Annotated in this window: 9 protein-coding genes; 2 read left to right on the top strand and 7 right to left on the bottom strand. The window is 36.2% G+C overall.

Annotated features, from left to right (window positions below; genetic code table 11):
• Window position 1 precedes the first annotated feature (1 nt).
• From B0A64_RS14415 to B0A64_RS14425, 3 genes are all read right to left on the bottom strand, one after another.
• Entirely contained in the window at window positions 2-967 is a 966-nt protein-coding gene (locus B0A64_RS14415) for a glycoside hydrolase family 130 protein (RefSeq protein ID WP_089480222.1), read from the bottom strand.
• 254 nt (window positions 968-1,221) lie between these two features.
• Window positions 1,222-3,099, bottom strand: coding sequence for a sodium:solute symporter family protein (locus tag B0A64_RS14420; protein WP_089480223.1), 1,878 nt, complete (start codon window positions 3,097-3,099; stop codon window positions 1,222-1,224).
• 37 nt (window positions 3,100-3,136) lie between these two features.
• Window positions 3,137-5,380: a GH92 family glycosyl hydrolase gene (locus B0A64_RS14425; protein ID WP_089480224.1), complete on the bottom strand. Its 2,244-nt coding sequence runs from the start codon at window positions 5,378-5,380 to the stop codon at window positions 3,137-3,139.
• Between the two features lie 121 nt (window positions 5,381-5,501).
• Here B0A64_RS14425 and B0A64_RS14430 point away from each other — a divergent pair, with 121 nt between their 5' ends.
• Both B0A64_RS14430 and B0A64_RS14435 read left to right on the top strand, forming a co-directional pair.
• Window positions 5,502-6,560: a sensor histidine kinase gene (locus B0A64_RS14430; RefSeq protein WP_089480225.1), complete on the top strand. Its 1,059-nt coding sequence runs from the start codon at window positions 5,502-5,504 to the stop codon at window positions 6,558-6,560.
• Window positions 6,561-6,624: 64 nt separating this feature from the next.
• Window positions 6,625-7,338, top strand: coding sequence for a LytR/AlgR family response regulator transcription factor (locus B0A64_RS14435; protein ID WP_089480226.1), 714 nt, complete (start codon window positions 6,625-6,627; stop codon window positions 7,336-7,338).
• Window positions 7,339-7,456: 118 nt separating this feature from the next.
• On the opposite strand, the gene nagB is transcribed toward B0A64_RS14435, so the two are convergent.
• The 4 genes from nagB to B0A64_RS14455 all read right to left on the bottom strand — a co-directional run bounded on the left by nagB (window position 7,457) and on the right by B0A64_RS14455 (window position 14,658).
• Complete coding sequence (gene nagB, locus B0A64_RS14440) at window positions 7,457-9,370, bottom strand: glucosamine-6-phosphate deaminase (RefSeq protein ID WP_089480227.1); 1,914 nt, start codon at window positions 9,368-9,370, stop codon at window positions 7,457-7,459.
• Between the two features lie 140 nt (window positions 9,371-9,510).
• Window positions 9,511-11,610, bottom strand: coding sequence for an alpha-L-fucosidase (locus tag B0A64_RS14445; RefSeq protein ID WP_089480228.1), 2,100 nt, complete (start codon window positions 11,608-11,610; stop codon window positions 9,511-9,513).
• Window positions 11,611-11,806: 196 nt separating this feature from the next.
• Window positions 11,807-13,747: an OmpA family protein gene (locus B0A64_RS14450; RefSeq protein WP_089480229.1), complete on the bottom strand. Its 1,941-nt coding sequence runs from the start codon at window positions 13,745-13,747 to the stop codon at window positions 11,807-11,809.
• A gap of 2 nt (window positions 13,748-13,749) precedes the next feature.
• Window positions 13,750-14,658, bottom strand: a complete 909-nt coding sequence (locus B0A64_RS14455) for a PorP/SprF family type IX secretion system membrane protein (protein ID WP_089480230.1) — start codon at window positions 14,656-14,658, stop codon at window positions 13,750-13,752.
• Window positions 14,659-14,703 lie beyond the last annotated feature (45 nt).

Here is a 14,703-nt window from a genome sequence, read left to right on the forward strand (position 1 = left end):
TCTATAAACTATTATCTTTTGTAAACTGAATCACTTCGCTTAATTTACCAAATGCTATTGCCACAACAGTATCTGCTGCACCATAATATACGGCCAATTTATCTTCTTTAATATCATGCAGGGCAGCACAAGGAAAAACTACATTTGGCACATCGCCCACTTGTTCATAAAGTTCTGCCGGTCCTAATAAATAAGGTTGTGTTCTGTATTTTACCTGATCCGGTGCATCAGTATCTAATATCGCTGCACCCATTGCATAACGAAAACCGTTGCAGGTATTGATAACGCCGTGGTAGAGCATCAACCAGCCTTCGTCTGTAAGGATTGGGATTGGTCCTGCTCCTATTTTGGTACATTGCCAGGCGCTGTCTTCAAAAGGAGTTGGTTTCATGACCAAACGGTGTTCGCCCCAATATTTCATATCCGGACTGTAACTAATCCAGATATCCCCAAAAGGAGTATGTCCGTTATCACTAGGGCGACTTAACATCGCATATTTTCCGTTTATTTTTTGCGGGAACAAAACTCCGTTTCTGTTGAAGGGTAAAAAGGCATTTTCGCACTGAAAAAATTCTTTAAAATCAAACGTATATCCAATACCAATTGTTGGTCCGTTGTAACCGTTGCACCACGTAATCCAGTAACGATCTTCGATAAAAACAACACGTGGATCATATTTATAAGCAGATTCGATCATCTCTGTATTACCGGATTGCATAACGATTGGATCATGATTGATGTCCCAGTCGATTCCGTTTTTACTGAATCCCGCAAAAATATTCATTTGAACTGCTTTGTTATCACATCTGAAAACACCCGCAAATCCATCTCCAAAAGGAACAACGGCACTATTAAAGATACTGTTCGAGGATGGTATTGCATATCTGTCGATAATAGGATTTTCAGTATATCGCCACATTACGTCATTGCTGTTTTCGGGTCTGTCTTGCCAGGGAATTGTACTCATTATTTTTGCTTTTTGTTTTTTGTTTTTTGTTGTTTTATGTAAGCTTTCTAAAGTTTAAAACTTTGACAAAGCCGATGTAATTATTTTAACACATAGAAACATAGATTTCATAGTTTTTAAAAGGCGTTTCACTTGCATTAAAACACATCGTTATGTGTTAGAAACCTGTTTCTTTTTGTATGCTTCTTTCAACACATTTGGAGCCTATGTTTCTATGTGTTGAAAATTTTATAATTATCTGATTATAAAATTATCTAGTCTTCTATCTTTCTAACTTTGTCCAGCCACGTAAACTTTAATATTGTTGTGGTTACTAAAAATACGATTAATGCTGTAATTGCTTTTGGATAATCTCTGATAATAAAAAATATGGGGAGCAAAATCATGCTCGACTGCCATACAATCCCAATAATACAATTGAGCATATCTTTGAAGAAATCATTATTTTTTTGAAAAGTCTGATCTTCCATTTTTAATGTTTTATAAACCGGATTCCACCAACCCCAAGGTCTTACATTTGTATAAAAAGATTTTAGGACTTCGATATCTGTTGGTTTGCTTAAAAAGGTTCCTAAAAGACAACCCAAAATAGAGAAACCAAAGATGAGCGGAAACAAATAAATCGCCTGTACTTGTGCTAAATCGTATAAAAGTGATCCGGGAGTTAAACTTCCTTTCGCCTGACCTAAAGCAAATTGCAAAGACGCTACCACTAATCCGGCAAACATTCCCCAGAAATAACCCCAGCCATTAAAACGCCACCAGATCCATTTTAGGAAATTGGCTGCCACATAACCTCCGTACAACGCACTTGTAATCCATAAAGTCAAGGAATTAATAGAGTCTGCAAAGAATCCCATAAAAACGCCCAGACCAACCACAAGAAAAGAAGAAATCTGACTTACTTTGATATAATGGGCATTTGTGGCAACGGGTTTAAAGTATTTTTTATAAATATCGTTTACAATATAAGCCGGTCCTGCATTTACAAAAGCAGAGAATCCGGACATAAATGCGGCCAGTAAACCGGCTAATAAAATTCCTTTGATTCCTACAGGAATGTACAAGTTCACGACTTTTGGCATTAACAATTCCAGATCGGCTCCGGTTAAACCTGTATTTGCATTAAGCTGCGGTGCCATGTTTACCAAGGCAATTACGACGATTCCGGTAATTAATAAATACCTTGGAATGAATAAAATCAAGTTGGTAAAACCACTCATATATGCAGCTTCTTTGACAGATTTGGTCGAAAGAATCCTTTGCAAATCATAACTTGGTGTGGGTCCTGCAATACTGGCAAAAAAACCTTTGAACAAGGTCATCCCGATAAAAGCACCAAACATTTTGTATCCTTCTGAATCGATCAGATGATTGAAGGTTTGAAACTTATCACTCCACTGAGTTTCAAACTGCCAGCCAAAGAAAACATTTTTCCATTCTTCGGTAATAACCGAATTGATTTGTATATCGGTGTAATTGATAAAAGCATATCCGGCAATTAAAACTCCGGCAACAATCATGATTAAATATTGAACAACCTCTGTTGCTACTACCGAAAACATTCCGCCTTTTACAGTATAAATTGTGGTCAAGAGTATGATGATCAACGCATAAGACCGCTCTGAAGTCAATAGAATTAAATCGCCGTAATGAAGGGCTAAATCCCACGGAAGAATAATGGTTACAAATTTCCCGATTCCTTCAAAAAAATAAGCGATAAAACCAATGGTCGAAATAATGGCAAAAATAGCCACGATAATATGGGATGCTTTTCCGGCTCTTTCGCTCCCAAAACGGGTCAAAATCCACTCAGATCCTGTCATTACTTTTGATCTTCTGATCCAGACAGCAAGGAACATCATGACAAAAATCTGATTCCAGATTGGCCAGAGCCACATAAACATGAAACTTTTTACGCCATATAAAAATAGTACCCCAATCATCCAGGAAGTTCCTGAAACATCAAACATTCCGGAACCGTTGCTTAGTCCTAAAAAATACCATTTGATTGTTTTCCCGCCCAGGAAATAATCATCCAGTCCTTTTGATGCTTTTCTTGAAATCCAAATTCCTATTCCTACCGAGAGCAGAATATAGGCTACGATGATCGATACGTCAATAATATCCATTAATTTTATGTTTATTTATAGTTAGTTATGTGGTTAGTTACTTTTTTAATCCCCAGTTTTTATTGGGTTCAGCGCCCATTACAAAATGCAATTTTCCGCCTTTTAATATGTCTTGATGTGTGATTACTGTTTTGTTAAACACAACTCCGTTGAGTGTTGCTGACTGGATATAGAAATTTTTGTCTGAAACATTTTCGGCTTCAATTACAAATGTTTTTCCATCCTGAAGGTTGATTGTTGCTTTTTCGAAAATAGGACTTCCAATTTCATATTCTCCAGATGCCGGATTCATAGGATACAATCCCATTGAACTAAAGATGTACCAGGCTGACATTTGCCCGCAATCTTCGTTTCCGCTTAAGCCATTTGGCGTTGTATTGTATTGTGTGTCTAATATATGGTGTACCCAATATTGTGTTCTCCAAGGCTGATTGGCATGATTAAACATATAGGCAATGTGGTGACTTGGCTCGTTTCCGTGTGCATATTGACCAATTAATCCGGAGATATCTGCAGAAACATTGCTTCCTGTAATTTCTGAGCTTTCGGTAAAAAGTTGTTCTAAACGTTTTGCAAAAATCTCGTTACTGCCGTGCAACGAAATAAAATCTTCGACATTTTGCGGCACAAACCAACTGTGTTGCCATGCATTTCCCTCGGTATAATCTGTATGTTCTCTATGGTTGGAATGTTTGGGGTCAAAAGGTTCGTTCCAGGATTTTCCGTCTTCAGATTTTCCTCTCATAAATCCGGTTTTGGGATCAAATAAATACTGATAGGCTTTTGAGCGGTTTAGAAAAAACTGATAATCTTCAGTTTTCCCTAACGCTTTTGCCATTTGCGCCACACACCAGTCATCATAAGCATATTCCAGGGTTATGGTGACAGATTCGTCTAATAAATTATAGGGTATATAACCGTATTTTTTGTATAAATTCAAGCCGCGTTCGTCCTGCATCATGGTGGCTTTCATGGCTTGGTACGCTTTTTCAGGATCAAATCCTTTAATGCCTTTTTGGTAGGCATCGACAATTACCGGAATGGAATGATAACCTGTCATTGTATTTGTTTCATTGGCGTAGAGTGTCCAGACCGGTAATATTTTTTTGGTATCGTAATAGGCTAACATTGAGTTTATAATATCTGATGTTTTGTCCGGAGCCAATAAGGTCAGCAGTGGATTTTCGGCTCTAAAAGTATCCCATAGTGATAAGGTAGAGTAAGCGGTATAATCTCTTGCTGCAACAATTTGATCATCCTCTTTTCTAAACTCACCGTTTTTATCACTATAGGTTACCGGGGCAACTTGGGCGTGGAACATCGCGGTATAGAAAATTGTTTTTAACGAGTCTACAGGTGTTTCAACTTCTATTTTACTTAAAGCAGTGTTCCATATTGTGGCTGCTTTAGATTTTGTATCGTCAAAAGTTGCTTTTTCGTCGTCCAGATTATCTTTGGCATTCGCCACACTTACAGACGATAAGGCTACTTTTACTTCTAATTGATTACTATTATTGGGTTCAAAAAATAATTGTGCTGTTGTATTTTCTCCTTCGGCATTGTTTCCTGAAACGATTTGTTTATTTGCCAGTAAAACAGATTCTGAAATAGGTTTTGAAAACTTAGCTACAAAAAATACTTTCTGATTTTTTGCCCAACCGGTACTAAAACGGTACCCGCTTATGGTATATGGGTCTTCTACTGTAATATTGGTTTTCAAGGCTTTGTCCCAATTAATGGCAAAACCCAGATCGATAATTACAGCTTGTTTGTCATTTTTTGCAAAGGTGTATTTATGAAATGCGGTTCGTTGCGATGACGTTAGTTCTACATTGATTTTAGGATCTTCAAGAAAAACCTGGTAAGAGCCCGGTGTTGCTTTTTCGTTAACATGACTGTATTTTGATTTATAAGGTAATTGATCTCGCGAAGTTGTTTTGGTTGTTAAGTCTAATTTTTTGTTGGTTGGCATGAATAAGATGTCTGCCAGATCACCAATTCCTGTCCCGCTCAGGTGCAAATGGCTAAATCCCGATACTATAGAATCTGAATAATGATATCCGGAGCACCAATCCCAGCTCGAAATACCGTTATCCGGACTTACCTGCAACATCCCAAACGGTACTGTTGCTCCGGGATACGTATGCCCGTGTCCGCCTGTACCAATAAAAGGATCTGCGTGGTTTGCAAAAATATTTGCCTGACTCTTATTTTTGTATGTGTTTATTTTACAACTTGCAACCAGAATTACAAATAAAATGAGCAGAGTAAAATTCTTCATATTAAACAACCTTAATTTAACTTTAAATTTAAATAAATTAGACATTTATTAAAACTAATTTAGACGGACGACACATAAACGAAGATAAACATCAAAAAAAGTCATAAAAAGCACCATTATTATGAATTTCAATTCCAGCAAATTATATCGCATACCATTGCATTATCACATCCTGTTTTGGCTTACTTACTTTTTATTTAACACTTTTCGTTGGGGAAGCTATTTCAATGATTATCTGTATTCGTTAAAGACGAACTTATTGGGTTTTCCTATTCACATGACTTTGTGTTATCTGAATATTTTGATTTTTATGCCTTTTTTAGTGTATCGCAAAAAGTATCTTTTGTATGTATTTGCGGTTTTGGCATCGATATTTATTATGGTTTTTATAAAATTCAATCTTACCTATTTATTAATTACACATAATGTGTGGCCGGAAGGACCTGAAATCATCAATAAACTCACGCTTAACTATACGATCGATATGATGATGGGCGAACTTTATGTGATTACTTTTGTAACGGCCATAAAGATTACGTTAGACTTTTTGAAGGAACAAAAAAGAGTAACGGATCTTGAAAAATCGCAATTAGAAACGGAATTACTTTTTTTGAAATCTCAAATTTCTCCGCATTTTTTCTTCAATACGCTCAATAATATCTATTCTTTATCGGTCGAAAAATCTAATAAAACCCCAAAAATCGTTCTTAAACTTTCGGAGTTAATGCGCTATATGTTGTATGATACCAAAAGCAAGAGACAGACGCTGGAAAATGAAATTCTTTGTATTCAGAATTATCTTGACCTGGAACGCATTAGAAATGATGATCGATTAGAGGTCAATATGTCGATCTCCGGCGATATTCATGACAAAGAAATTTCGCCTATTATATTATTGACTTTTATAGAAAATGCATTTAAACACGGTGTTAACAAAAACACCGGAAAAGTAATCATTAACATTAATTTTAAGATCAAAGATGATTTCTTACATTTTACTATTTCGAACCCGACGCCAGAAATTACGCAACACAAAGACAATTTTAACAAGTCAAGTGGCATAGGTATCGAGAACGTAAAAAAAAGATTGGAATTGGGTTATAATAAAAATGACTATAAGCTTTCTTTTAAGAATAAAAAGAATATTTTTGTCGTAAAGCTGGTGATTAAAGTCACTTAGCGCAACCTACCTTAATTTTTAATTTACGTGTCAGATTATTACGCTCAAAAATAATAGTATAGAAATGAAGATAAATTGTTTGATTATAGATGATGAGCCGTTGGCAATTAATGTTATTAAAAACTATTTGGAGCCTGTCGAAAATTTCGAGGTTATAAATACTTTTAGTAACCCGATTGAAGGTTTGAATTTTTTAAAAAACAATACTGTCGATGTCATTTTTCTGGATATTAATATGCCTGTTCTGGATGGGATTAATTTTATAAAAAGCCTCGAGAATCCGCCAATACTTATTATTACAAGTGCTTACAGCCAATTTGCGATAGAAACATATGAGCTGGATGTTCTGGATTATTTAGTAAAACCTATCGAGTTTCCCAGGCTAATGAAAACGCTGAATAAGATTAGCAAAAGACTGGAGAATAAAAATAATATACCACACGAACATGCGATTGAAAGCCCTTTTATCTTTGTGAAAATTGATAAAAAAAGAATGAAGAAGATTTTCTTTAATGAAATTTTGGTGATCGAAAGCTTAAAGGATTACCTAAAAATAAATACGTTAACAGGCAAATACATCATTCATAGCACCTTATCTGATTTTACGGATTTACTACCGGAAAGAAATTTTTTACGAATACACCGCTCCTACACTATTGCCATTGACAAAATTGATGCGGTCGAAGGAAACAGTATTGAAATAGAAGGTCTTAGGTATGTAATTGGCAGATCGTATATCGATCATGTAAAACAAAGAATTTTAAATTCTTCGATTTAAAAACGTTCGCAAAGTTTAAAACAAAAAAAATGCAGCCAACCACGGCTGCATTTTCAAAGTTGGTAACTAACCAAATAAACCACATGAAATAGTCTATTATTTTGTAAAACAATATTTTCTAAAAGAAATATCGTTTAAAGGCTTCGATGGCAGAATAATCTGCTAATCCCAAAGCATGATATTTTTCTGCTGTCAATCTGTTTCTGTCTTCAACACGTACCCAGAATTCTCTGCTGTCATCACCCTGAAACATTACTCCGTCTTTTTGAGACTGGTGGTAAAATATAGCATGACGTTTTTTAAGCACCTGATCCGGACTCATTGGTACTGCCATTTCTATCTGGTATGATTCCCATTCGTGCCACGCACCTCTGTACAACCAAACCCAGCAATCATCCATATAACTGTTGTGTTTTAATCGTTTTAGCGCTTCAAACAAACTATCCAGACACACTTTGTGGGTTCCGTGCGGATCTGCGAGATCTCCTGCTGCATAAATCTGATGTGGTTTTATCCTTTCGATAATATCACACATAATTTGTATATCAGCTTCTCCAAGGTTATTTTTCTTAACTGTTCCAGTTTCATAAAATGGTAAATCTAAAAAGTTAACATTTGAATCCGGCACGCCCAGATATCTTGTTGCTGCTACAGATTCGCTTCTTCTAATTAATCCTTTTAATTTTCTAACTTCTAATGAATCGATATCATTTGCTTTTTTACTCTTTAAAAAGTTTATAATATTTTCTGATTCTGTAGAGTTTGTATTTAATGCTTTTGATATTTCGGCAAATTTTAAAGCTTCTTCGTTCGAAACTGCAATATTTCCGGAGGTTTGATACGCAATATGCACATCATGTCCCTGCTCTACCAACCTGTCGAATGTTCCGCCCATCGAGATCACATCATCATCCGGGTGCGGGCTGAAAATGATAATTCTTTTTCGTTCCGGAGTAGCGCGTTCCGGTCTGTAGGTATCATCTGCATTGGGTTTACCGCCTGGCCAACCAGTAATGGTCTGCTGCATTTTGTTAAACATTTTTATGTTTAAATCGTATGCTGTTCCCTCTTCGGTCAAAAGACTTGACATTCCGTTGTCGTTATAATCTTTGTCTGTTAATTTCAGGAAAGGCTTTTTGGTCAATTCGCTTAACCACGCTACGGCTTTTAGTTTTAATTCTTCTGTCCAGATTACAGATTTAACCAGCCAGGGCGTTTTTACTCTCGTTAGTTCAGACGAGGCTTCTGTATCCAAAACAAATGTTGTGTTGTTGTGCTGTTGTAAATACGTAGCCGGAACGCGAGAGGAAATTTCGCCTTCGATTGTTTTTTTAATGATTTCGGCTTTGCTGATTCCCCATCCTAAAAGCACTATTCTTTTGGCATTTTTTACGGTACCAATTCCCATTGTAATTGCTTTTCTGGGTACATTGTCGATCCCCAAAAATGATGATGCGGCATCGATGCGTGTCAGGTGATCGAGTGTTATACTTCTGGTTGCAGAGTTTACGTGAGATCCTGGCTCGTTAAAGCCGATGTGTCCGGTTCGTCCTATTCCTAAAAGCTGAAAATCTAATCCGCCATAGGATTTAATCTTCATTTCGTAATCAATACAATATTGTTGCAGGTCTTCGCTGCTTATTTTTCCGTCCGGTATATTAACATTTTGCGGTTGAATGTCGACATGATTAAAGAGGTGTTCGTGCATAAAATGGTAATAACTCTGAATATTGTTTTTATCCATTGGATAATATTCATCTAAATTGAAGGTTACTACATTGGCAAAACTTAAACCTTCTTCTTTATGCAATCGAACCAGTTCTTCATAAACTTTTATTGGCGAAGATCCTGTTGCTAAGCCTAAAATACAAGGTTCGTTTAACTCTTCTTTTCTCTGAATTATATTGGCTATTTCCTGAGCTACTAATATCGAAGCTTCCTGAGACGAATCGAAAATCACATTATGAATTTTCTCAAAACGGGTTTCTTCAAACTTTCCAGCTTCCTTAAAATTTATACTTTCTTTAATCATTTGTCTGTTGTTGTGAATATTTGTTATAAAATTAAATATTACATGCTGTAAATAATCAGAAATTCGACTAATAACCTGTTACCTTCGCTATAAGACATAATTCGAAACTTTAAGCAAATAGTTCCCAAAATAAAAGCGGTTTATAGTGTTTCAATTACATTTATTTCGGCAATCGAAACTGTCGCTCCCTTCCCTACTGCTGACTTTGCAACGAAACGAATATATCTTGCTGTATCTTTTTTAAAGGTCTTGACCTGCTCGATTGGATTGTTTTTTATATTCGAAAATTCGCCTTCAGATTGTAGGGTCCATTTTATGTTGTCGAGGCTGGTGTAGAATTCATAATTCGAAATTAAATTAAGATTATTCCCCACTTGTTGCGGTATATAAGTAAACCCGTTGATGCTCAAAATACTTCCCATATCGATTGTTATTTCCTGCGGAAGTTGATGCGCATCTCCCCCAAAACTCCAATCGGTATTTGGATCTGCATCTATAATTCGGTTTGCAGAACTTAAATCTCCACTCGAAGCGGTCATAATTTTCCAGCTTTCTTTCGACGCTCCGTATTTTGCAGTTTTTATGGCACTGCCAATATTTTCGATTGTATTGATGGCAACGGCTTTGATTTCTACGGCTTTATTGTACTTAAATACACCGGTATACAAATTGCTTTTTTGTGTTGGTTTTGTTCCGTCTACGGTATAATAAACAGGATTTTCGTCTTGAGATTTTAAGGTTATGTTTCCGTCTTTGTCACGCTCAATTTCTGGAGCACGAACAAATGTTGGCGCATTGTATGCCTCAATATTCGAGAGTACAATACTGGCTTTAGAATCGGTAATATTAATTCGTAATGCTGTTGCAGTAATTCTGTCTATTCTTAAAATTCTTTTGTAACCAATTGTGGTTTCGGTGGCCACAATTTTCCAATTTCCATCTACTTTGGCTTCAACCGTAAAGGCTTTAACACGCTGCCCCAATTTGATATATTCCTGAAGCAAAATACGGTTTAAAGCTGTTGGCTTACTGAATTCAAAAATTATCGAAGCTGTTTTTACCGCATCAGCTGTCGCCCAATAGGTATTTTTATTTCCGTCGGCTGTATTTTTTGCTGCAAATTGAGGGCTATTTCCTCTTACATTATTTGCGGTAATTTTAGTTCCTGTTAATAAATCGGTTTTAAAATCGGCTTTTATCGTCGAAACTAATTCTTTTAGTCTTGCCTGGTCATTTTCATGAACCAAACCTCTTTTATCCACCGGAAGATTCAATAGTAAAGTTGCGTTACGCCCAACAGATTCATAATAAATATCGACCATTTCGTCCAACGGGCGTACTTTATCATCTTCAACAGCGTGATAAAACCATCCCGGTCGTATTGAAACATCTGCTTCGCCCGGAACCCATTTTTCGCCATCTTCATGACCGGACATAAATTCTGTATAATGTACTTTTCCGGCCAATTCGTCTTTCTGGCGTAAAAGGCTCCAATTTGTTTTTCCGGCACGACCTTCCTCATTTCCTATCCATCTGGCTTCTGATGGTCCAACTCCCCAAACCAGTGTTTTGGGCGCTAGTTTGTATATTAATTTATAGGTCTCGTCCCAATTATAATATTCTAAAGTATTGATTTTTCTGGTTTCATTGGTACCGCCATAATAACCGTCGCCACCATTTGCACCATCAAACCACATTTCGAAAACATCGCCGTAATTGGTCAGTAATTCTTTTAGCTGGTTTCTAAAATAAGTTATGTATTCCGGTTTGCCATAGCTGGCATTATTTCTGTCCCAGGGCGAGAGGTATAATCCCAGTTTTAGATTGTATTCTTTACAGGCGGCAGCCAATTCTTTTACAAGATCGCCTTTACCATTTTGCCACGGAGCATTTTTTACGGAGCGTTCTGTATATGCTGATGGCCACAAACAAAAGCCGTCATGGTGTTTCGCTACTAAAATAATCCCTTTCATTCCGGCTTCTTTTGCAACTCTTGCCCATTGACGAACATCAAGATTGGTTGGGTTAAAGAGTTCCGGAGATTCGTCGCCATAACCCCATTCTTTGTTTGTAAACGTATTTAACGAAAAATGTACAAAAGCATAAAACTCCATTTCTTGCCAGTCGATTTGTTTTTGTGTTGGCAAAGGACCAAATGGCTCGGGTGGTTTTACTTTTTTCTGACTGCTAACAGTTGTTATCATGCAAAAAAAACAAAATAGGAGAATGGTATTTTTCATTGCGTTGTAATTAATAACTTATTGTTAAAATACTAATAACACAATATTAATCTAAATTGTAATCGCCGGTTATAAAATTTCGACGAACAACAATTTTATAACCGGTTTGGTAGGATTCAAAAAAAAAAAAGCTGCAAGATTTTCTCTTGCAGCTTTTTAATAAACAATTTTTCTAAAACTAATAACAGAAAACCAATTATTGCATGGAAACAATTACAAATTCGCTTCTTCTGTTCAACTGATGTTCTTCTTCTGTACAAGCGACATTATCGGAACATTTATTGATCAATTGGCTTTCTCCATATCCTTTGCCTGTAATTCGTTTAGGAGAGATTCCTTTTTTTACCAACCACTCGATGGTGGCTTTGGCTCTTTTGTCAGACAAGATCAAATTGTATTTTTCAGTTTGTCTGCTGTCTGTATGTGATCGAACATCGATTTTCATATCCGGATATTGTTGCATTACTGCTGCAATTTTCTCTAATTGAAAGGCTGCTTCTTTACGAATAATCGATTGGTCGAGATCAAAATAAATGATTGGAATTTCTAAGGTTTTAGCCAGATCTGTTCCTACGCCAATTTCTTTAACTTGTTTTTCCAGTTTAAAGTTCTGCTCTGGTTTATCTTCTGTTGGCTGAACTGTAAGGGCACTTTCGCTGGTTTCATAATCTTTTTTCGCAACTCGTATGTGATAGGTTTTGTTGCATGTTACATCAAAATTGTAGGTACCGTCTGCTGCAGAATTTACTTCGGCAACTTGCTGAAATTTGTCGTCGAGCAAAACGACTTTTGCATCACCCAAAACAGCATTGGTTTGAGAATCGACAACGGTTCCTGATACTTTTTTTTCACATTCTAATCTTCTGGTTTCTGTGAATTTATAAATATCATCATTCCCTTTTCCGCCCTCTTTATTAGACGAGAAAAACCCTTTTCTTGTGCTGCTATCCATGATAAAAGCAAAATCATCAAACTTGGTATTTACGGGTTCTCCAATATTTTGTACGGAATCAAAAGTGGAATCTTCTTTAATTTTTGCTACAAATATGTCTAAACCTCCTAATCCCGGACGTCCGTCGCTGGCAAAATAAAGTTCATTTTCTGCGGATATAAACGGGAATGTTTCGCGTCCTTCTGTATTAATTGCTGCTCCCAGATTTTCAGGATTCCCAAAGGTCCCATCTTCATTAATCGCAACACGATACAAATCAGATTGTCCTAAACTTCCGGGCATGTCTGATGCAAAATACAGTTTCTTTTCATCAACACTCAATGCAGGATGTGCTATACTAAACTGATCACTATTAAAAGGTAATGCTACGACATTTGTCCATTTATCGTTAACAAAATCAGCTTTGTATAATTTTAACAACGTAATTCTTTTGTTATCTTTTCCTTTTTTTCCGCGTAGGAAGTTGTTTCTCGTAAAGTACATTGTTTTTCCGTCTTTGGTAAAAACAGGTGTAGATTCATTTAGTTTTGAATTGATTTTTTTCTCAAATCGAACCGGTTCTTCTAAACTTCCATCTGCTTTTAATACGGCTGCATACAAATTGGTAAAGGACTTATTGGTCCATTTGAATGTTTTGCGAATTATATTTCCGGTATCACGTGCTGAGGCGAATACTACTTTATTATCATAAATTGTACTGCCATAATCTGATTGTTTGGAGTTTATTCCTGCATCAGAAATATCGAATCTGCCCGAATTTGTTTTTATCTGCTCGAGGTAGTTTTTATTATTTTCGAATAAAACACCTCTTTTATCGGTTTTTACTTTTTCATTAAAAGCTTCCAGCATTTTATCTGATTTTGCATAATCTCCAACAGATTTAAGTGCCTGTGCATATCTGTAATAATACTCCGGTTCTTGTTGACTGTTTAAGGCAAATAAGGCTTCGTACCACTTTACGGCTTTTGTAAGCTCTGCATTAAAGTAGTAAGCGTTTCCTAATCTCTGAAACATTTTTTCGTCTTTGTACCCGCTTTCGGCCACTTTTTCATAAATAGCAATGGCATCGACATACGCATATTGATTGTACTCTTTCTCGGCTTTATTTAAGACTGCTTTCTGGGCCATTCCGCTAAAAGTAACAGAAGACAAAAAAACAGTATATATTAAATTTTTAATTTTCATAATTAGAAGAATCTTGGTGAAGTTATTCGGCCATATTTATTTAAGAATTCAAAACGCAGGAATATCTCGTGCGATCCTGAATTATAATTTACCAATTTGGTCGTTTCGCGATCATAAGCATATCCCAAATACAAACTATCTGTTATTTGAAATCCTGCCAATGCACTCACAGAAGCACTCCATCTGTAGGCAAGTCCAATAACAAACTTGTCATTAAACATAAAATTGGCAGATGCATCGACTTGCAATGGTGATCCTTCGACCATTTTTGTTAAGATTGCAGGTTTGAATTTTATGGTTTCATAACGGTCTAAATCGAATACATATCCTGCAATAAAGTAATAGTTAATACGGTCCTTGTATATCGCAGTCTCATTGTCGTCGTAACGATTGGTCTGGATAAAATTGGGAACTGACAAACCTACATAGGCTTTATCTGTATGCCAGTAAACACCGGCTCCGATATTGGGCGAGAATTTATTTTTGAAATCCTGAAATTGCGGATCTCCCTGATCTTCGGGACTTAATTTTGTAGGATCTAATTTGAATAAATTGGCAGATCCTTTTATCCCAAAAGAAAGTTTAGCTATTGCTGATGTTGGTATTGAATACGAAAAATCGGCTGAAAGGTTGTTTTCATTTGTGGGACCAATTTTATCGTTTACCAACGAAACTCCAAGTCCTACATTATTTCCTACGGGTGTATTTACAGAAAAACTACTTGTTTCCGGAGCACCATCAAGCCCAACCCACTGTGTACGATACAACCCAAAAACACTCATAACTCCTCTTGAGCCGGCATAAGCAGGATTTATATTTATGGTATTATACATGTATTGTGTAAACTGCGCATCTTGCTGAGCAAAACTTGCAACGGAACAAAACAATAAAACTAAAACTAATTTTCTCATTTATTTTATTTTTAAATAATGGCTTAGCTCGTAGCTAAGCCATTT

Source organism: Flavobacterium araucananum (assembly GCF_002222055.1).
Classification (GTDB): Bacteria; Bacteroidota; Bacteroidia; order Flavobacteriales; family Flavobacteriaceae; genus Flavobacterium; species Flavobacterium araucananum.

What these genes read in the sequence shown, in the direction of transcription:
- B0A64_RS14430 (WP_089480225.1), top strand. Translation starts at nt 5,502, where the DNA reads ATGAATTTCAATTCCAGCAAATTATATCGCATACCATTGCATTATCAC.
- B0A64_RS14445 (WP_089480228.1), bottom strand. Translation starts at nt 11,610, where the DNA reads ATGAAAAATACCATTCTCCTATTTTGTTTTTTTTGCATGATAACAACT.
- B0A64_RS14415 (WP_089480222.1), bottom strand. Translation starts at nt 967, where the DNA reads ATGAGTACAATTCCCTGGCAAGACAGACCCGAAAACAGCAATGACGTA.
- B0A64_RS14450 (WP_089480229.1), bottom strand. Translation starts at nt 13,747, where the DNA reads ATGAAAATTAAAAATTTAATATATACTGTTTTTTTGTCTTCTGTTACT.
- B0A64_RS14420 (WP_089480223.1), bottom strand. Translation starts at nt 3,099, where the DNA reads ATGGATATTATTGACGTATCGATCATCGTAGCCTATATTCTGCTCTCG.
- B0A64_RS14455 (WP_089480230.1), bottom strand. Translation starts at nt 14,658, where the DNA reads ATGAGAAAATTAGTTTTAGTTTTATTGTTTTGTTCCGTTGCAAGTTTT.
- nagB (WP_089480227.1), bottom strand. Translation starts at nt 9,370, where the DNA reads ATGATTAAAGAAAGTATAAATTTTAAGGAAGCTGGAAAGTTTGAAGAA.
- B0A64_RS14425 (WP_089480224.1), bottom strand. Translation starts at nt 5,380, where the DNA reads ATGAAGAATTTTACTCTGCTCATTTTATTTGTAATTCTGGTTGCAAGT.
- B0A64_RS14435 (WP_089480226.1), top strand. Translation starts at nt 6,625, where the DNA reads ATGAAGATAAATTGTTTGATTATAGATGATGAGCCGTTGGCAATTAAT.